Genomic DNA, 20,241 nt, shown 5'->3' with positions numbered 1-20,241 from the left:
TCACCTCTCGCGCCTTGAACCCAGGAAATAAAACAGACTGGCCACGACCACGCACATGGACAACATGTAGAACACGGCCTGAGGTGCATAGAGTGATAATGCAACACCGCACAACACCGGCCCCAGCGCAGCCCCCAAGTTCGACAGGTTCTGCGCACCGTAGTACACGCCGCGCATGTCCTCCGGGGCGATGTAGTCGATGAACAGGTATTCCACCGGGATAATAATGATCTCGCCCACGGTAAAAACGATCATGGCCAATACCCAGACAACCGGGGTCTGTGCGTAACAAAAACCCATCAGGCCGACCACGAAGAACAGCATGCCCAGCATCAGCATCCGGAACAGATTGCCTTGGTTGATCCTGGAGCCGACCAGGTATTGCAGACCAATGACCACGCAAGCATTGGTGGTCACCAAATAGTTGATGATGTTGTAGGTATTCTCCGCAGTGCTGGTCACGATCAAGTATTGCGACAGATAGGCCGTGAACTGACCAAACACGATGGCACTGAGAATGCCGCCGATCGTAAAACACACCAGCCGGTAGTTACGCACCAAATGGACCAGTACGCGGGCAAAATCATTATTTGGCCGCGCCACGCCTTCGCCGCGAGGAAGTCGCTCGCCCATCCCGCTGTACAGCACCACAAAAGCCACCCCAATCAGCGCCGAGACCGCAAACGGCAGGCCGGGGCTGATTTTCGCGCAGAGCACACCCAGGAAAGGGCCGATGGCATAACCGACATTGGTCAGCGTGTACTTCATGGAAAACACGCTGGCGCGCTTGTCCGCCGTCACCAGAAAACCGATGCCTGATTTCACCGCGATATCGATCACCGCGTAGGACAGATTGACCACCACGATGGCGATGATGAACGGCACCAGGCTGGCGACCTGATAAGCCACGGCAAATGCCAAGGCAAACAATGTGGCGGCGCCGAGCAGGATCCGATAGTTGGAAAACCGGTCCACCAGAAAGCCGCCGTAGACACCCAGGACGGAGCTGACGATCAACGCGCCGCCCACCACCAGACCGATATCGGTGACCCCCAGGCCAAAGGCCTGGGAGAAATAAACCACCAGATACGGCAAGGCCAGCGCCCGGGCAACGGTCAGGATAAACGTCGCCGACAGCAACAGGACCACGGGCCTGCTATACACCTTGAGCCCGCCTTGCACGGCCAACTCACCCGACACGTCTTTCATGCCAGCATTTCCCTGTAGACGCCGGGTTCGTCCTCGCGCAGCAACTCTATGCTCTTCTGAATGGCGGCACGGTCGCGGTCGAGAATGAACACGTGACCTGGGCAGTTTTCCAGGGAAACGGTTTTCTTCAGCGTCCCTTCATCCTGGATCTTGATGCTGTGTACCCCAGGAATCGCTTTCCACCGAGCCAGGTTCGGCACTCGCTTGATCGGCCCCGCCTGTCGAGCAATCAGAAACACACAGCTGGAATGAAAATAGAGCTTGTTTCGCGGGCGTTGTCGGTCATCGAGAAAAGCCTGGGGGTTGACCAGCGAGTCGATCCACAGGCTCAACTGGTTATGCCCCAAGGCCCGTGTATAAGCCGACAGATCAATGCCACCCGGCATCCGTGCCGCTGTTTCAAGCAGCACCGGTTCATCGTCGACAATCATCAGTTCGCTGTGGCCTACGCCCTGGCGGATACCCAGTGCATCGAGCACGGAAAAGATGTACTGCGACAGACGACGGTAGACATCGGCATTGTCCACCGGGCACATCAACTGGTTGTAGTCGTGCACCGGCGAATCGCCGATCCGAGTGCGGTACACCCGGATGATTTCGCTGACATAGTGCTGACCGTCGACACTCACGGTATTGACGCAATATTCAATGTCCACATCAGTGGATTTGCTCGCCGACAACTCCGAGTTGAAATCCGAGTTATCCAGATACTGCTGGACCAGAATCTGCTCGTTACTTTCGAGAAACAGGTTCCGGCTCGACTTGATGACCTCGAAGGCCTGTTCAACTTCGCTTTCCTGCGTGCAGATATGAATATTGTCCGACCCGGCACTTTTGATCGGTTTCAACACCACCGGCAGGATGCGTTGCTCTTTTATCCACTCCAGAATGGCGGCCAGCGAATCCGATTTGAAATGCTTGATCGAGCGTACACCCGCGCGCTGCAAGGCTTCATGCATTTCAAACTTGTCGCGCCAGCGAATGGCGTGGGACGGATCATTACGGCGTGGAATATCAAACAGTCCAGCCAGATGAGCAGCCAGTTCAACACCAAATTCGCAACCAGCCAGCACAAACTGCACGGAATATTCGGATAACGCCTGACGCAGCTCGGCGTCCGAGTTGTAGAGAATGTCTTGGGTAAAGTCCGCCGGACGGAACCAGGCGTTATAGAACTCGTTGACATTGGCGGTGGAACGCACATGCACGCATTCGAATCCACGGGAAATAAAGGCGGGGGCAATAAGACTGCCGGTCGAATAGGCATCGACGATCAGCACAATGTTTTTCTTATAGATCACTTGACCGTCTCCCCGGCCCGACTGAGCGCTCGAACGGTATCCTTGATAATCCCGGCGGCTTTATAAATATCGTCGAGACTGATGTTGATATGTGGCATGAAGCGCATTTCCCTGGCGTTATACGGCAAGCCCCCCACCCCGTTCTGGCGCAGAACAGCTGCGAACTGCACCGGTGCAATACCCAGCGAGGCAACGTCCAGGGTGACCATGTTAGTGCCCTTGTAGCGCGCGGGCGCCTCGTCGATATCGTTGAGCAACTGGTGCAGCAAGGCTGCGTGCTCATGGTCTTCGACCAGCCGTTCAACGTGATTCTGCATCGCATAAAGCCCGGCAGCCGCCATCATGCCGGCCTGGTGCAGATCGCCGCCGAACCATTTCCGGTATTTTTTAGCGCGCAGTATCAACTCCTGGGAACCCACCATGATCGAACCGATCGGCGCCCCCAACCCCTTTGACAGGCACATGGACAGCAGATCAGCGTTGTCGGTGTATGACGTCACATCGATGCCGGAGGCAATAGACGCATGGAGAATGCGTGCACCGTCGAGATAACGATAGGCACCGATATCCTTGGCATAGGCAAAGACATTGTTCATTTGCTGCAGAGGAAAGATGGCACCACCTTTACAGCCGAGGGTGTTTTCAATCACCACCACCCGTGGCAACGCGTAGGTCTGACTCCAGCGGCATTTGGAGGCGTGGAGCTTTTCCAGGTCACTGACGTCGAACAGGCCATTGTCGTGATTGGAAAGCGAAAAGTTGACCCCTGAAAAGGCCGACGTCGAGGCGGACTCGTAGAAATTGATGTGGTACGAGGCGTCCAGGAATATCTCATCGCCCGGGTTGGTCAGTGCCTTGATTGCCAACTGGTTGCTCAAGGTGCCACCCGAGGTGAACAGCGCCGCTTCCTTCTGGAAGTAATTGGCACAGTATTCCTCCAGCGCACGCACGCTCGGGTCTTCACCGAAACAGTCATCACCCACTTCTGCCTGATAAATCGCCTTGCGCATGCCTTCCGTTGGCTTGGTTACCGTATCGCTTCTGAGATCGATAAACATGAGATGCTCCGTTAATAACCTGCGCCAAAGACAATGCGGGAGGGGTCGTAGAAGTCTGCGAGAGCTTCCAGGACGTTTTCAGGCGACTCCGCGAGTCGATGCAGAAAATGCAGGTACCAGCTGTCGCCGTAAACCGCCGCGATACGGCAAGCCAGCCCTGCTTCTTTGGCTTTGCGCAACGTCTCGGGTTGCACCCCGTGGAGCATTTCCAGTTCCTGGATCTGCGAATGGTACCCCTGGTCGAAAATGCGCTTGATCAAGGTGGGATCCTGCGTCGCACAACTGACCGCAATCCTGGCCTCGAGGATTTCGGCGAGTAACGTCAAATAGCGCTCATCCAGTTCCGCTCCCCGCGGCAGGGCTATTTCAGGCGCTTCGTTATAAACGCCTTTGACCAATCTGATTTTACGACCATAACCAATGATTGCAGATAGATCATCAACTGTTCTATGCAAGTGGGCTTGGACAGTGAGGCCAATATTGGCGTGATCTGGGGCCAACTGGGAATACACTTCGAGGATCTTATCGACCGCCGAAGAGTGTTCCATGCTGATCATCACGGGAATGTTATGTTCTGCGGCAGCAGACAAGATAGTGGCGGCGTTGCGATAGGCAGTTTCCTGGGAAATAAGCATGCCCACTGCGCTTAAATCGAAACCCAACTGTGGAGTTAATCCAGCCTTGGAGAAAGTCTGGATAGATTTCAGGTACTCATCGACGAACGTTTGTACGACGTGAGGATCATGATTCTCCTCGCCGACATACTCAACACCGAGTCGATAGCCTTTATTGCGGAGTAATTGCAGCTTATCACGGAGTGTTTCTCGATCCGAGGCGATAATATAGCGGTGAGCCGCTTGCTCGAATAACCTGAAGAATAATGAGTCTTTACTGAAGGCGTCTCGACATTCTTGATTCAGCGCCAACTTTTTAAGGCCGGCAGATATAAGTACGCACGTATCCTGCGAAGGCATGGGTATCGCTCCTTGATAATAATTGCTCGTCCTGAGCGCCGAGTATTGTGCAACGATTTTTTTCTGTCAAGGCTCCACAACTATAACAACTTGTTATCACTCGCAGCGTTTCATATATATGAAACCGAGGATTACTCAGGACACATTCATATTAGATATCGTTTATTACAGCTTCGCGGCGAGACCTCGCCCAGGGGTTTATTTCCTGCGCCAGCGACGCAGCCTTAAACCTGCAACGCGGCTCACGCCGCTTTTAACAGGTTCAATCCGCTACGTCGCCGGGGATGAACGCTTCATGCAATGCTGCGCCTATTGCGGCTTGCGATAGCTGTTAACAATTGCCGAAAAATCCTTGCCGCCCTCGCCCCGCTGGCTCATCGCCTGATACAACTGCTGAGCCACCGCCCCCAGCACCACCGGCTGATGGGCCTGCCGCGCGGCTTCGGTGGCCAGGCCCAAGTCCTTGAGCATCAGGTCCGCACCGAAACCGCCGGTGTAACCTCGGGACGCCGGCGCCGTTTCAATCACGCCCGGCCATGGGTTGTAGGTGTCCGAACTCCAGCAACGCCCCGTCGAGCTGTTGATGATCCCGGCCAGCACCTGGGTGTCGATCCCCAGAGCGTCGCCCAGGGCCATGGCTTCGCTGACGCCCACCATGGAAATTCCCAGCAGCAGGTTGTTGCAGATTTTGGCGATCTGCCCGGTGCCGACCTCTCCGCAACGCACAATGTTACGGCCCATTTGCGCCAGCACCGGTTGCAAGGTGGCAAACAGCTCAGCGCTGGCACCGACCATGAAGGTCAACGTGCCAGCTGCCGCACCGCCGGTGCCGCCCGAGACGGGAGCGTCGGCCATCGCCACGCCCTGCCTGGCGGCAGCGGCGGCGACATCGCGGGCGGTCTGTGGATCGATGGTGCTGCAATCCACCGCTGGCGTACCAGCGGCGATACCGGCCAGCACGCCGTCTTCCCCCAGCCAGACACTGCGCACATGGGCAGCGGCCGGCAGCATGGTGATCACCAGTGCCGCGCCCTGGGCCGCATCCCGCGGCGAGGTGCTGATAGTGCCACCTAGCGTTGCCAGCTCGGCCAGCACCGTCTGGTTCAGGTCGAACAGGTTCAGCGAATGGCCGGCCTTGAGCAGATTGCGCGCCATGGGGGCGCCCATATTGCCGAGGCCGATAAAGGCGATGTTCATGTCCGGCTCCTTAACGCAGGTTGATGGTGGTATTCACGCCGTCATTGACGCTGTCATCATCGAACCAGCGCGCGGTAACGGTCTTGGTCTGAGTGTAGAACTGCACCACTTGTTTGCCGTACGGGCCGAGGTCGCCGAGTTTCGAACCCCGGGAACCGGTGAAGCTGAAAAACGGTACCGGCACTGGAATCGGGATGTTGATCCCCACCTGGCCGACGTCGATTTCACTCTGGAATTTGCGTGCCGCCGCACCGCTCTGGGTGAACAGGCCCGTGCCATTGCCGAACGGGTTGGCGTTGACCAGGGCAATCGCCTGATCGAGGGTGTCGACTTCCAGCACCACCAGCACCGGGCCGAAGATTTCTTCGGTGTAGATGCGCATGTCGGTGGTCACGCCGGAAAACAGGGTCGGGCCGACGAAGTTACCCTGCTCGAAGCCCCGCACGCTGATGTCACGGCCATCGAGTTCCAGCTTCGCCCCTTCCTTCACGCCGCTCTCGATCAACTCGAGAATCCGCGCCTTGGCCCGTTTGGAAATCACCGGCCCGACATCGGTACCCGGCTCGCTGCCAGCGTTGACCTTGAGCTTCTGCGCCAGGGCCTTGAGTTCCGGCAACCATTGCTTGGCCGCGCCCACCATCACCACCACGGAGGTGGCCATGCAACGCTGGCCCGCCGCGCCGAAACCGGCCCCGACCAGGGCGTTGAGGGTTTGCTCGCGATTGGCGTCAGGCAACACCACGGCGTGGTTCTTGGCGCCCATCATCGACTGCACGCGCTTGCCATGGCGACCCGCAAGCTCATACACATGAGTGCCGACCGCCGTCGAGCCCACAAAGGAAACCGCCTTGATGTCTTTGTGGGTGCAAAGCGCATCCACCACATCCTTGCCGCCATGCACCACATTGAGCACACCCGCCGGCACGCCAGCCTCGATGGCCAGTTCCACCAGCAGCATGGTCGACAGCGGGTCCTGTTCCGACGGCTTGAGCACGAAGGTGTTGCCACAGGCGATGGCCATCGGGAACATCCACAGCGGAATCATCGCCGGGAAGTTGAACGGGGTAATGCCCGCACACACCCCAATCGGCTGGCGCAACGTGTAGGTATCAACGCCGCCGGCAACGTTCTCGGCGAACTCGCCCATCTGCAGCGTGCCGATTGAACAGGCATGCTCGACCACTTCCAGGCCGCGAAAAATATCGCCCTCGGCGTCAGCGATGGTTTTGCCCTGCTCGGCGCTGAGCACCGCGGCGATACGCTTGGAGTGCTCGCGGATCAACGCCTGGAGCTTTAGCATGATGCGCATCCGCGCGCCGATGGGGGTCAGCTTCCAGGTCTGGAAGGCACGCTGGGCGGCAGCAATGGCGGCATCGACTTCCGATGCGGTGGCGAACGGAACCTTCGCCAGCACCTGCTGAGTGGCCGGGTTGACGATGTCGTGCCATTCGCTGGATTGGGATTCAACCCACTCGCCATCGATCAGCAGTCTGACGGTTTGCAGGGCAGTGTCGTTGGGCGTAAGGGAAACATTCATGCTGGCCTCCGGGATTGTTCTTATAGGGCGCGCTGGTTCAGCAGAGACCAAGGCGCATAGACACCTTGGTGATGGGACTGTTTTTGGAGTATAGATGTGCAAACTTCTAATAAGAACGCACATAAAAACCGGTCCAACATGCAAAAAAACATCACCTCCCTGGGGTCGCTCAATTGGGACGACCTCAAGTTTTTCCTCGAAGTGGCCCGCACCCGCAAGGCCAGCACGGCGGCCAAGCGCCTGGCCGTCGACTACACCACGGTGTCGCGACGCATCAGTTCGCTGGAAACGTCATTGGGCACGCTGCTGTTCGAAAAATCCCGGACCAACGGTTTTGTCCTGACGGCTGAAGGCCAGCGCCTGCTGGGTTACGCCGAGTCGATCGAAAGCACCCTGCACATGGCCTGCGAACAGGTTTCGGGGTCGGGGGTCGCACTGTCCGGCCACGTGCGCATGGGCTGCACCGAAGGCTTCGGCAGCTTCTTCATCACCCCGCAGTTGAGCCACTTCGTCGACGCCTACCCGGCCATTTCGGTGGACATCCTGCCGTTGCCGCACTTCATCAGCCTCTCCAAGCGCGAAGCCGACATCGTCATCGCCCTCGAACGCCCCGAACACGGCCCGTATGTGTGCTGCAAACTGTGCGACTACCGGCTGCAGCTCTACGCCACCCAGCCATACCTGGACAACCACCCACCCATCCGGCGCCCGGCAGACTTGAGCAATCACTCGTTCATCAGCTACGTGGATGACCTGGCGTTCAGTTCCGAGTTGCTCTACCTGGCCAACGTACTGCCCGGCGCCCACGCTCATCTGCGCAGCACCAGCGTGATCGCGCAATTCGTGGCGGCGCAGCAAGGGCGTTCGCTGGCAATTCTGCCGTGCTTCCTTGCCGCCCAGGACCCAAGGCTTTTGCCGGTGCTGCCGGAGGAAATCAACGTCACCCGGCAGTTCTGGATGTACTGCCGGGAGGACCTGCGCAAGCTCAAGCGCATTACCCTGCTGTGGGATTACATCCGCGAAGTGACTGAACAGAACCAGCCACTGCTGATGGGGGACAGCCGGGAGATGGTGTTTGCCGACTAGTCGGCGATGACCACGATGGCGACGCGACGGTTTTCGGTACGCCCATCGACCGTGTCGTTGGATGCGACTGGCTTGCTGCTACCGAGACCGCGTGATTGGACGTTTTCTTCACGCATGCCTACGCCTATCAATACTTTGCTCACGCTAAGGGCGCGACGTATCGACAGTTGTTCGTTATAGGCTTGAGAACCCGAGGCGTCGGTGTGGCCATCGACGCGTACCCGCTCGATTCCAGCCCCCAGCAGCGCCTTGCCAATTCGCTCGACGATCTCGGTGCTGGCCGGGTTGAGGTTTTCCACATCGCTGCCGAACAGCACCTTGCCTGACAGACCAAAGGCCCAGCCATCGTCAGTCAATTCGAACCCTTGCTGTTTGAGCACGGCCACTTGCGCCGGGGTAAGCCCTTTCTGCGGTGCAGTCTGGCAACCGCTCAGGGCCAGGACGGCGAGAAACAAAAACGCGGCGAAGTGCCGCAAGTAACGTTGAGGATATAGACGCACAAGTCAGCTCCTGGTTTGAAGATCCGCGACGGAATGCTCCGACCCCGCCGTGTGTTGGCCGCCTCGGGCGAGGCGTTTGGCCTGGTACATCGCCGCATCGGCGGCGTTGAGCAAGGCGCCTGGCGTGGCGCCATGATCAGGGTAAACGGCAATACCGATACTGAGGGACGTCAGCACTGAGGCATTGCCGGGCAATTGAATCGGCATTTCCATGCTGGCGATGATTTTTTCCGCGATCAACTCGGCGTCTTCGGCATTGTGCAGCGGTGCCAGCAACACGGCGAACTCATCGCCACCCAGACGCGCCACCAGGTCATCCTCACGCAATTGTGCGCGAACCCGCGTCGCCACCGCCGTCAGCACCGCGTCACCGGCAGCGTGGCCGAAATTATCATTGATGCCCTTGAACCGGTCGCTGTCCAGATACAGCACAGCCACTTGTTCGTCGAGTTTGCTGGCATTGCGCAAAGCACGGATCAACCGGCCTTCGAAGTACGCCCGGTTCGGCAACCCGGTCAGGCTGTCGTGACTGGCCTGATGGGCCAGGGTTTCGTTCTCGCTTTGCAGGTGGGTCTGCCAGGATTCCAATTCATCGAGCAATGCGTTGAAGTCATTGCCCAGGTTATCCAGTTCGGCGATGGCGGCCGGCGGCACGCGCCGGTCCAGGGCTCGCTCGCTGCGGGCCGCGTGGGCTACCTCGGCCAGGCTACGCAGCGGCCCCGTGATCGCGCGCAACTGGCGCCGCGCCAGGTACAGCGCCACCCAGGCACTCACTGCCGTGCACAAAATGATCCCCGCCAGACCGCTGAGCAAAAAGCGCAACAGGCTGCCACCATGCCCCGCCAACAAGATGCTGCCAATGTTCCGCCCCTGATGAACGATCGGCAGGCTGATGGGTTTTTCCAGGAATGCCTTGGCGATGTGCATCTCCAGCTCCGACAAAAGACCGGTTTCCGGTCGCTGCCAGCGCGCCAACAAGCGCCCGTGCTCATTGAACACCCTGGCATCGGCGACTTCTTCGGTGGTGGCGATCAAGGCCAGCGCTTCGGTAGCCGCAGCCGAATCATCGAACACCACCGCCGCTTCCACGGTGTAGTTGATCGAGCGGGCGATCAGGTGCAGGTTATGATCGGCGTAGACCCGCAACGCAAGCACACCCAGCAAAGTCAGGGAAACACTGGCCATGGTGATTGCCACCAACGCGACGATCAGGTGACCGCGCCCGATGACCGAACCCAGGGTGGGACGGACCCGTGTTTTGGCCAGACTCATGGTGTTGCCGGCCTGCGACGGGAAAGCTGCAGAACGCTCGGATGGATACGCACGCCACTGCGCGCCACCGAGTCGAGGTTGACCTCGAACGATACCTGCTCATCACCGACCCGCAGGCAGAACAGGCTACCCACAGTGCACTGGTCACCACCCTCGCTGATGCTCAACACAGGCTTACCGATCAAGGAGGCGAACAGACGGGTGCGCTCGTCGCTGGTCAGCCTGCCGATGTAGACGGCGTTGCAATCCGTGGCGATGCTGGGGTGATCGGCCAGCAACCTCTGCACGGTCACTGGTCGGCCGGTGGCCTGGGTGGTGCCTTTTACCAGGTCGTCGGTGTATTGGGTCGGCCCGACAATGCACAGTTGCAGTTGCGCGGGTTCCAATGGCCAGCGAGCGTAGCTGAGAATGCCCAAGACGACTTGAGTGACCGCTTCGGCCCGCTGTTCGGCCCGGCTCGTGGATGACGGGTCTTCGGCAACCACCACAGGCGACAGCAACCACAGAAGACCGGTAAGCAGATAATGCCTCCAGTCCTTGCTGCGCACTGCCTCCCGAACCACCACTCTCATGGAAAATCTCTTGGTCATACGATAAGTGCCGGAACGATAGCACAGTGCCAAAAAGCCAGCGAGCCGGCGCTCTACGGACATATCCGACAGAAAACAGTCAAAATCGCGACCCAGGCATTGAATCACGAAAGCTGATCATTCAGTCATCTCGTTCCAACGCCAGCATCAACCCACTCAAGCGCTTGACCTTGCGCCGCACCGCCTCCTCGAACACTCCCGCCCGCGGCTCGATCAGGCTGAACCATTGCTTGGCCCGGGTAATGGCGGTGTACACCAGTTCCTTGGTCAATACGGGGTTCAGCGCATCCGGGAGAATCAACGCCGTGTGGGTGAATTCCGAGCCCTGGGACTTGTGCACGGTCATCGCATACACGGTTTCCACATCATTGAGCCGACTGGGCAGGACGAAACGCACGCCCCCCTGGCCGTCGTTGCGGGGGAAGGCGACACGCAGCACCTGTTTACCGGCATCCGGCCCTGCACGCTCGGGCAACTTGAGGGCAATGCCGATATCGCCGTTCATCAACCCCAGCCCGTAGTCGTTGCGAGTCATCAACACCGGGCGCCCTTCGTACCACTGATGATCGCTATCGATCAGCCGGGCCTTGAGCAGCGCGGCGGTGATGCGCTGGTTCAGTCCTTCAACACCCCATGGCCCTTTACGCACAGCACAGAGCAATTGGAATTCGTCGAATGCCGACAAGACCTCCCGAGCCCAATCGGCCCAGCAAGCATCTTCCAATGGACGAGAAATGGCTGGTCGTCGCTGCCGTAGAAGGCTCAGGTAATGTCGATACCCCTGCGGCCCTTCCGGCCGGCCTTCGAGTAACAAACGCTCCAGCGCCCCATCATGCTCGCCCTTTAACGCCAGGGAACACAGGTCGGCATGTTGGCCATCGATCAGCAACTGACGGGCTTTTTCAGGCTGTTGCTGGTTGACCCAGCGGGCCAACTGACCAATGCCACTGCCCTCGCCGAAGCGACGGGAATGCCTGAGCATGACCACTTGCTGCGCCAGGGGATGGGTGCCGTCGAGGTCTTGCTGCAGATCACTGGCCGAAAAATTTTCGCCACTGATCGACTCAAGCCAGGTTCGGGTCTGCGGGCTGTACCAGCCCTCCTCGGCGTCCCGACACAAATCCCCCAGCACCGCACCGGCCTCCACGGAGGCCAACTGGTCCTTGTCCCCCAGCAACACCAGTCGCGCGTGAGCCGGCAACGCATCCAACAGATTGGCCATCATCTCCAGATCGATCATGGATGCTTCATCGACCACCAGCACATCCAGTGGCAACCGATTGCCTGCATGGTGACGAAAATGGCGGGTACCGGGCCGACTGCCCAGCAAACGATGGACCGTGGTCACGTCGCAGGGAATGCGTTCACGCACAGCGTCGTCCACATCCAGAGTCCGCACCTGCTGGCTGATGGACTCGGTCAGACGTGCTGCCGCCTTGCCGGTCGGAGCGGCCAGGCGAATCCGCAGCGGCTTCCCGGCTTCCACCGCTGGCGCCTGCAGCAACGCCAGCAAGCGTACAACGGTGGTGGTCTTGCCGGTGCCTGGGCCGCCGGTGACGATACTGAAGCCCCCCCGAGTCGCCAGCGCACAGGCCAGTTTCTGCCAATCGATAGGAGCGGTGGCGCTGGCCGGCCCGAACAGCCCGTCCAAACGCTCGCGCAGGTCGCCAGGCGCGGCTTCCTGCTCGGCAAGCCGTTGGCGCAATGTCTCATCTATCCGCCGTTCATAGGCCCAGTAACGGCGTAGATAGAGACGTTTGCCGGACAACACCAACGGGCGCTGCTGCGCCTCTTCGCTCCCATCGACCGCCAGCGCCACCAGGCGGCTGGAGGCCAGGACGTTGCACCAATGAGCGCCATCCAGGGTCCGCAGGATTTGCGACGGCAGCACGCCGGTCTGCAAGTCACCCTCCGGGGGCAGCGACAGGGCGAAGTCCGGTTCCTCGAGGGTTTCGAACAAGTCCAGGCAGACATGCCCATGGCCCAACTGATGACTGGTGAGGGCCGCGGCGAGCAGGACCAACGGATCATCGTCAGGCGCCAGCTCATGGAGGAACGCGACGAATGCCTTGTCCAGGGCACGCAACCAACCGCGTTCGACCCAACGCGTCAGCAACAGCAGCAGATCATCTGCACGAGTCAAAGGCGCCAGTTCAACCAGGTTCTCGTCATCGGACGATGTGGGCCGCAGGTCGGCAAAAGAACGACTCATAGCAACTCTCCCTGTACCCACGCCGGCTCGGCCTTGGGTTCGGGTGCCCCCTGGAACAGACGATCCAGCTGCTCGATCAACGCCCGTGGCGGCTTGGTGAAATAAACACCCTGACTGGCTGAGCGGGTACCCCGAAGGAACAGATATAAGGCACCGCCGACATGCCGGTCGTAGTCATAGTCGGACAGGCGGGCCTTGAGCTGACGATGCAGGGCCAACAGATACAACACGTATTGCAGGTCGTAGCGATTGTCCAGGATCGACTGCTCCATGGCCTGCGCGGTATAGGCCATGTCATCGACACCCAGCCAGTTGGATTTGTAGTCGGCCACGTAGTAGCGGCCGTCGTGCTCGAAGGTCAAATCGATGAAGCCCTTGAACATGCCGTTGAGCAACACCGGCTCGGCGGCGACACGGGCCACACCGCCATGGGTGAAGCGGCAAACCAGTTGATCGAGCTTGAGCACATCGACCTTATGACTGGCGAACCAGAATTCCATTTCGACCTGGAAATGGGTCAAGTGCTCGAACACCACCGGCGTCTGGCCGTTACCGACAGGCAAAGGCAGTTGGATCAGGTGTTGCAGCCATTCGCTCAGCGTGGTGATCCAGCCTTTCCAGCCACGGCGATTGCAGCGTCGGGCAATGGCATCCTCGATATCCGTCGGCGCCGATGAAAACCCTTCCCCGGCGACCCATTCCAGAAGTCCATGAAGAAAGGTGCCAGGGTTGGGCCCGCGGGGAAAGCGATGGATGTCGCCGCCCACGGCAATGACTTCCCTTGGGGCATCCGGGTCAAGTCGCTCATCGTCGAACAGTTTCTGGGCCTGCGGATTCTCTGGCGCGCTATCGCTGCCTTCGCTCAGGCTTTCGCCAATGCGCAACGCGCTGTAGGAGGCAATCCACCAGTTTTCGCTGGCTTTGCGCACGGGTATCAGGGGCTCGAGCAACACTGCTTCGTTACTCGGGGGGCGGTAGCACTCATCGGTGGCCTGGGGCATTTCCTGGCAACTCACCGCATCGCTGCCCTGTTGCAGCGCCTCCAGCCAGCCCCTCAACTTCACCGACTCGGCCAACGGCACACCGCCACCCAATAGATACCCCAGCGCGGACAAATGCAGGATCGAGCTGCTGTGGTTGCCGCGTTTGAGATCAGCGACACCCAGCCAGCAGGCATGTTGCGCACGGGTAAGCGCCACGTAAAGCAGCCGCAGGTCCTCGGCCAGACGCTCGTCATCGGACTTGGCAATCAACTCGGCGGTGGGCTTGAGACTGATCTGCGCCTGGCGGGACTCATCGTGGTAATGCAAAGGCAATCGACTGCCATCCACCGGTTTCGTCGAACAGATAAAGGGCAAAAAGACCAACGGGTATTCAAGCCCCTTGGACTTGTGGATCGTGACCACCTTGACCAGTTGTTCATCGCTTTCCAGGCGCAGGATCTGCTCCTCTCCCGCCTGCCCGGACAAGGCCAGGTGCTCGGACAAATGTCGAATCAAGGCCTGCTCGCCATCCAGCTCGCCGGCGGCCTGCTGTAACAGTTCGCACAGATGCAACAAGTTGGTCAGCACCCGCTCGCCATCGCTGCGCGCCATCAAGGCCTGGGGCAATTCGAAATCATGCAACAGACGGCGCAACATGGGCAGCACCCCCTGGGTACGCCAGACTGTGCGATAGCCTCGGAACTGCATGACCCGGGCCTCCCAGGCCAACTCATCCTGGTTGAGCCGCTCCAGCTCCGTCAGCGACAGGTTCAAGGTAATGCTGGCCAGTGCTGCCCGCAGCGGCCGTTCGACATCCGGCTCGGCGCAGGCCCTGAGCCATATCAGCAAATCCCGTGCTTCCTGAGCAGCAAAGACCGAGTCCTTATCGGACAGATAGACACTGCGTACTCCTCGTGCGGACAACTGGTCTCGCACGGCCTGCGCTTCCTTGCCGTCGCGCACCAGGATGGCGATATCCGCCGGTCGCAACCCTCGGAGCGTTTTTTCATCGACCGTGAAACCGTCGCGTCCCGACTGGCCGCCATTGAGCAACGCCGTGATCTCACTGGCGCAGGCCGCCGCCATGTGTTGCCGATACACCGCACCGGAGAGCGGCTGATCCGAAGGCAGGTGCCAGATATTCAATGCCGCAACGGCTTGCCCTGCGATCAGCAGGGACTCCTTGCGTCCTTGGGACTCAACAGGCAAAAACGGCACCGGGTTCACACCCGATGGCTCCCGGAACAGGAAGGCTCCGCGCCCCTGCGGGCGAGCTTCGGCGTTCTGGAAAATATGGTTCACGGCGCCAACCATGGCGTGGCTGGAGCGGAAGTTCGTGCCCAGCGTATGCAGCCGGCCAGCGGTGGCTTCGCGGGCTCGCAGGTAGGTATAGATGTCGGCACCGCGAAACGCGTAGATCGCCTGCTTCGGATCGCCAATCAGGAACAGGCCGGTTTCAGGGTTGTTATCTTCGATGCGGTAGATGCCTTCGAAGATCCGGTATTGAACCGGGTCGGTGTCCTGGAACTCATCGATCAATGCCACCGGGAACTGCTCGCGGATCAGGCTCGCCAGACGCTCTCCCCCCTCGGCTTGCAGAGCGGCGTCAAGACGCAGCAGCATGTCGTCGAAGCCCATCTCCGCGCGGCGACGTTTCTCTGCCTCGAAGCGCGCCCCAACCCACTGCGCGGCATGTTGCAGCACCGCGGCATCCGGCGTGGGCAAGGCATCCAGGCTGGCCTTGAGAGCGGCCATGGCGTCCAGCCCGGGATGGCTTGGCACTTCGCCTTTCCAGGCTTCGGCCATGCCCTCGGGCGTCAACCGGGTGAACCCGGTGCCAATGTCCAACAGCTCGAGGCTTTCGTCATCCACCCACGCCGTGATTTTCTGAAACCAGGGTTCGAAGTAGCGTGCCTGCATCTTGCGACCATCGACACTCTTGCTGGCGACACCTTGCTGGCAGATCTCCAGCAGCTCCACGGCCCATTGCCGCCACGGCGCCTTGAGATCGAGCAAAGCGGCACTGCGCTCCTGCAGGGAGGCCGCGATGAGCTCGGCAGGTTCGAGCCCCTCTCCGTTGCCACGCTCGCTGGAAAACAACCCTCTCACACGGGGCAACAGTGCAGCAGGCCCTCCCCAATGAGCACGCACCCAGTTCAGCGCCTCACCTTGCATCGAGTAGCAGAACAGCCGCCAATAGTCGCGCAACACCTCGCCAAGCAATTCGCTGTGGTCGGTTTCCAGGGTTTGGGTAAACAGGCTACCGCTGTCGAAAGCATGCTCGCGCAGCATCCGCTGACACCAGCTATGGATGGTCGAGACCGCCGCTTCGTCCATCCACTGCGCGGCAATGTCCAGCCGGTTCGCACAGCCAGGCCATTGCTCGGCAGGGAACTCGTCCCGCAACTCTGCGATCAGCGAATCCGGAGCAGGAATCTCGTCACGAAAGAAACGCGCAGCTTCGGCCAGGCGCGTGCGAATACGTTCACGCAACTCTTTGGTGGCAGCGTCAGTGAAGGTCACCACCAGGATCTGCGGAGGAAGCAGCTCGCGACCGAAGCCACTTGCCGAGTCGCCATGCCCAAGTACCAGACGCAGATACAGCGCCGAAATAGTAAAGGTTTTGCCGGTACCAGCACTGGCCTCGATCAACTGGCTGCCACGTAGCGGGAAGGCCAGGGCCAATGGTGTCTGATGACTCATGAGCGTGCCTCCTCGCTGACCAATGAACGCCATGGCGCGTCGAGCAGAGGCCGGTAAAGCGCATTGCACCAATCGGGGAATGTTTCGTCAGCCGTCAGGGCATCAAAATCCGCAAACTGTCGGGCCAAGGCCGGACTTTCCCGTCGTTCGCCTTCAGAGGTCTGTCCATCGCCTTCGTAGGCTTTTCGAGCCGCCGCATCGGCTTTGGCCGGATCGCTCTGGCCCAGCCAGGCAAACGCAGTCTTCACCGCGACCGGTAGCGGCTGGCGCATCCCGGTCTGCCAAGCCTGCAACAAATCGCCGAGCAGTCTCTGCGCGACTGGCTGATCAAAAGGCGCCAGCAGCAAGCTGTCATCACTGGCCACCAGCGCCGTCGTCATCGACAAACCGTTAGCGCAGGCCACCAGATGGTTGACCCAGGGACGTATCAGGCGATGCCATTTGCGGGTCTTGATAGAGCCAATGCTATTGGGAATCGCGGTAATGGCGAGGACCGCACCGTCGGAGCGCTGGTGCAGGCCGCTGAGCCAGCCTTCGACGCTTACCCCATGCAATTGCAGGCTGACAGGCACAGCACTGGTCAGCGGCGTGGGCCATAACGCCAGGAGCTGTTGGTAACGCTGGAGCAGATCAGGCAAGGGCTCGATCAACTCGCGCTGCATGCACTCACCGAAACCGGCCATCGGTAACAGGCCGCTGTTCTGGAGCCTTTTGGCGTGGGCGGCCAAGGCAAGCTCCGGCTGGTCCAGGCGAACCAGCGCGGCCTCGAGCAAGCTGTCGCTCAGGCTGTAGCGTTGCAAGGCATCGAGAACGAACGGTTCATCATCGGCCAGCGGCGCTTCGATGACCTCGAAGAATACTTTCAGTCGCTGGCTGAAGAAATGGCGGACGGGATTGCGCAGGAAGTCCTGCAACTGGCCAAGGCCCAAGGGTTCTTCCTGAAGGTAGGGCTCCAGCACCTGGGTCTTGCCGGTGTGATCGTGGGCGGCGTGAAGCATTCGCCATTCGCTGGCGTAACTGAACAACTCATCGCCTTGATGAAAATAACGAGCGCTGAACGGTTGCAGAGGGTGCTCCTGAGTCAGTGCTTCGAGAAGATTCTTACTGTCATCTGCCAGTCGCCATCCACTGGCCAGGTGATCGCGCAGCTGACCGATCAACACCGATGCGGGGCGCTCACTGTTATCGCGGATGCTGCGCCCCACCCAACTGATATAAAGCTTTTCCCGGGCCGAAAGCAGCGCTTCCAATAGCAGGTAGCGGTCGTCCTCACGCCGGGACCGATCGCCAGGGCGATAGTCGCTGCCCATGAGATCGAAATCCAAGGGGGGCTGGGCTCGCGGGTAATCGCCATCGTTCATTCCCAGCAGGCACACCAGCTTGAAGGGAATCGCACGCATCGGCATCAAGGTACAGAAGTTGACCGCCCCGGCCAGGAAACGTTGGGACAGTCGACCTTGATCCAGTCCGGCCAACCAGGCTTCGCGCACGACCGTCAGCGGCAACTCGTCGTGCAGCCCCACTGACTCACAGGTTTCCAACCAGGTTTCGCGCAAATCTTCGAGTTGGGCCAACAGGTAGTCGTCATGCTCGTTGCTCGCCTGGAAAAACACTTGCACCAGGTCGTGCAGACGCGAACCCCATTCCTGCGGCGATGCGGGTTGGGTGAGTTCCTTATGGGCGACTTCCAGCGCATCCAGCAAGGCAACCAAAGGCCCAATCAACGCTGCATCAAGGCCGCCGATTTCATCATAGGGTTCGATGCCCTCATAGGCGAGCGAACTGCCGACGGCATACCCCAGCAGCATGCGATGCAGACCGAAATGCCAGCTGTTCTGCTCAAGTTCCGCAGGCAACCCCAACCCGGCACGGTGTTCGGCGCTCATGCCCCAGCGAATGCCCGCACCCTCGATCCAGCGGTGCAGTGTCGGCAAGTCAGCCTCATCGATGCCGAAACGCTCCCGCAACGCCGGGACATCCAGCAAATCGAGGATTTCACTGACCGGGAAGCGGCTGTCAGGCAGCTTGAGCAGGTGCTCGACGGCGATAAGCAGCGGATCACGTCCACGCTGGCCCTGGTCGGTCAGGGTGAATGGAATAAAACGGGGATCGGTTCTATCCAGTTGGCCGAACACTGCACGGATATGCGGGGCATAACTGTCGATATCCGGGACCATGACGATGATGTCCCGAGGGCGCAGGGTCGGATCAGCACTAAAGTGGGCTAGCAACTGGTCATGGAGAATTTCTACCTCGCGCTGAGCGCTGTGGGCAATATGAAAACGGACTGACCCATCTCGTGCCGTATCGACGGTAGGCCAGTGTTCCCGGGTTTCATTCAGGGGACGCAGCTCCAGGATGTCATCTTGCAACTGACTGAGGAGGGTCGTGGGATTCCCGTCACTGAACAGGTCGATTCGTCCATCGCGAAATACTGAGCGATAGCTGTTGGGGTCATCGTAGCTGTCGAGCAGGTTGATGTAGTCGCGCCCCTGCTTGCCCCAGGCAGCCAATAGCGGATGAGCATGCTGATGCAAGGTTTGCGGGTCGAGGACGACGGGCATGCCGGTCTTGCGTGCCTGACGCTTGTATTGGTGACGCAGCAAGTCCTTGTCGGCCACGATGTCCGCCCAATGGTGACGACACGGGTTGTGGACGCACAGCAGGACCTGGCTGAACCGGGACAGGCCGGCGAGCGCCTCGAGGGCTTGGGCAGGCAACGAAGAAATGCCAAACACGATCACCCGCGCGGGCAGACCTTTCGGCGCGACCTCCAGGCTGTTGATACGCTCGATGTAACGCTGGTGAACGCCAGCACGGCTCTGGGCCATGCCCTTTTCTCCGACGTCCAGTAACAAGGCTCGCCACAGTTCAGCTTGCCAACAATTGGCTGGCGCGAGCGGCTTGATTTCGCCTCGGACGTTTCTGGTCTGGTGTCGACCTTCCGCCCAGTCTTCAAGCCAGTCGGCCCGGTACACCTGGTATTGGTCGAACAGATCGGCAAGACGCTCGGACAATTGATAGCGCTTGCGCAAGTCGGTGTCGTGGGTAAGGAATCGCCGCAGAGGCTCGAAATGAGGCTGCTCGATCAACTGCGGCAGCAGACGCATCAGTCGCCAGGTGAGCGGCGCCTTATCCAGCAAGGACTTGATCGGAATCTCGTCACGTCCCAGAACCATTCGATAAAGTTGCCACATGAAGCTGCCTGGCAACTGCACATCAATGGCAGCGGCAATACCGCAGCCGCCCGTGTCGTCGTCTTCCGGATCTTCAGCCAGTGCCAACTTGAGCCATTGGGCGATACCGTTGCTTTGTACCAGCGCAATTTCATTTTCAAGAGGGCCCAGCGGATAACGCCGCATCAAGCTGATCACCAGGCTGCGCAGCTCATCAAGGCGATTCCCGTGAACCACCATGAAAGCAGGGCTAAGGGACGTCGCGTCCGGCATGAAGGGCATCCTTGAAATGCAAAAGCTAGGGCCGAACCTTAGCACTGTCGGGGGGCTGTGACAGCCGGGAGCTGTCCGTGCTTGTCGTAAGAACTTTCTCGCGGGCAAAACAAAACCCCTACCTGCATCAGCAGATAGGGGTTTCGGAATTTAATCTTGACGATGACCTA

The 20,241-nt window shown here is 59.6% G+C and carries 13 protein-coding genes; 1 reads left to right on the top strand and 12 read right to left on the bottom strand.

Translation table 11 applies throughout. From position 1 onward, the window contains the following. The 6 genes from ACWNZ1_RS22500 to ACWNZ1_RS22475 all read right to left on the bottom strand — a co-directional run bounded on the left by ACWNZ1_RS22500 (nt 1) and on the right by ACWNZ1_RS22475 (nt 7,276). Nucleotides 1–1,209, bottom strand: a complete 1,209-nt coding sequence (locus ACWNZ1_RS22500) for an MFS transporter (protein WP_265072660.1) — start codon at nt 1,207–1,209, stop codon at nt 1–3. Beyond that, entirely contained in the window at nt 1,206–2,510 is a 1,305-nt protein-coding gene (locus ACWNZ1_RS22495) for a hypothetical protein (RefSeq protein WP_135843557.1), read from the bottom strand. The genes ACWNZ1_RS22500 and ACWNZ1_RS22495 overlap by 4 nt, the downstream gene beginning before the upstream one ends. Beyond that, nucleotides 2,507–3,568, bottom strand: a complete 1,062-nt coding sequence (locus ACWNZ1_RS22490; RefSeq protein ID WP_456027892.1) for a threonine aldolase family protein — start codon at nt 3,566–3,568, stop codon at nt 2,507–2,509. The genes ACWNZ1_RS22495 and ACWNZ1_RS22490 overlap by 4 nt, the downstream gene beginning before the upstream one ends. 11 nt (nt 3,569–3,579) lie before the next feature. Beyond that, complete coding sequence (locus ACWNZ1_RS22485; RefSeq protein WP_135843555.1) at nt 3,580–4,542, bottom strand: proline dehydrogenase family protein; 963 nt, start codon at nt 4,540–4,542, stop codon at nt 3,580–3,582. 309 nt (nt 4,543–4,851) lie between these two features. Then, the gene (gene mmsB / locus ACWNZ1_RS22480; RefSeq protein ID WP_135843554.1) at nt 4,852–5,739 is read right to left on the bottom strand and encodes a 3-hydroxyisobutyrate dehydrogenase; all 888 of its coding nucleotides are present in this window, start codon (nt 5,737–5,739) and stop codon (nt 4,852–4,854) included. A 10-nt stretch (nt 5,740–5,749) separates the two neighbouring features. Further along, the gene (locus ACWNZ1_RS22475; protein WP_135843553.1) at nt 5,750–7,276 is read right to left on the bottom strand and encodes a CoA-acylating methylmalonate-semialdehyde dehydrogenase; all 1,527 of its coding nucleotides are present in this window, start codon (nt 7,274–7,276) and stop codon (nt 5,750–5,752) included. 138 nt (nt 7,277–7,414) lie between these two features. Between ACWNZ1_RS22475 and ACWNZ1_RS22470 the strand changes: the two genes are divergently transcribed. Beyond that, nucleotides 7,415–8,362 (top strand): LysR family transcriptional regulator, encoded by a 948-nt coding sequence (locus tag ACWNZ1_RS22470; RefSeq protein ID WP_135843552.1) that lies wholly within the window; start codon nt 7,415–7,417, stop codon nt 8,360–8,362. On the opposite strand, the gene ACWNZ1_RS22465 is transcribed toward ACWNZ1_RS22470, so the two are convergent. The 6 genes from ACWNZ1_RS22465 to recC form a co-directional block, all read right to left on the bottom strand. Further along, nucleotides 8,359–8,862, bottom strand: a complete 504-nt coding sequence (locus tag ACWNZ1_RS22465) for an OmpA family protein (RefSeq protein ID WP_256454201.1) — start codon at nt 8,860–8,862, stop codon at nt 8,359–8,361. The two genes, ACWNZ1_RS22470 and ACWNZ1_RS22465, sit on opposite strands and share 4 nt — an antisense overlap. Nucleotides 8,863–8,865: 3 nt before the next feature. Then, nucleotides 8,866–10,134 (bottom strand): diguanylate cyclase domain-containing protein, encoded by a 1,269-nt coding sequence (locus tag ACWNZ1_RS22460; RefSeq protein WP_280944664.1) that lies wholly within the window; start codon nt 10,132–10,134, stop codon nt 8,866–8,868. Further along, on the bottom strand, nt 10,131–10,706 hold the full coding sequence (locus ACWNZ1_RS22455) for a YfiR family protein (protein ID WP_135843549.1): 576 nt from the start codon (nt 10,704–10,706) through the stop codon (nt 10,131–10,133). The genes ACWNZ1_RS22460 and ACWNZ1_RS22455 overlap by 4 nt, the downstream gene beginning before the upstream one ends. A gap of 139 nt (nt 10,707–10,845) precedes the next feature. After that, on the bottom strand, nt 10,846–12,936 hold the full coding sequence (gene recD / locus ACWNZ1_RS22450) for an exodeoxyribonuclease V subunit alpha (protein WP_456027891.1): 2,091 nt from the start codon (nt 12,934–12,936) through the stop codon (nt 10,846–10,848). After that, the gene (gene recB, locus ACWNZ1_RS22445; RefSeq protein WP_256454200.1) at nt 12,933–16,622 is read right to left on the bottom strand and encodes an exodeoxyribonuclease V subunit beta; all 3,690 of its coding nucleotides are present in this window, start codon (nt 16,620–16,622) and stop codon (nt 12,933–12,935) included. Before recB ends, recD begins: the two co-directional genes overlap by 4 nt. Beyond that, a complete protein-coding gene (gene recC / locus ACWNZ1_RS22440) occupies nt 16,619–20,071 on the bottom strand; it encodes an exodeoxyribonuclease V subunit gamma (protein WP_265072657.1) in 3,453 nt (1,150 codons plus the stop codon). Before recC ends, recB begins: the two co-directional genes overlap by 4 nt. Nucleotides 20,072–20,241: the final 170 nt, after the last annotated feature.

This window comes from Pseudomonas sp. CFBP 5748 (assembly GCF_053850495.1).
This window is presented reverse-complemented; position numbering and strand designations above follow the sequence as displayed.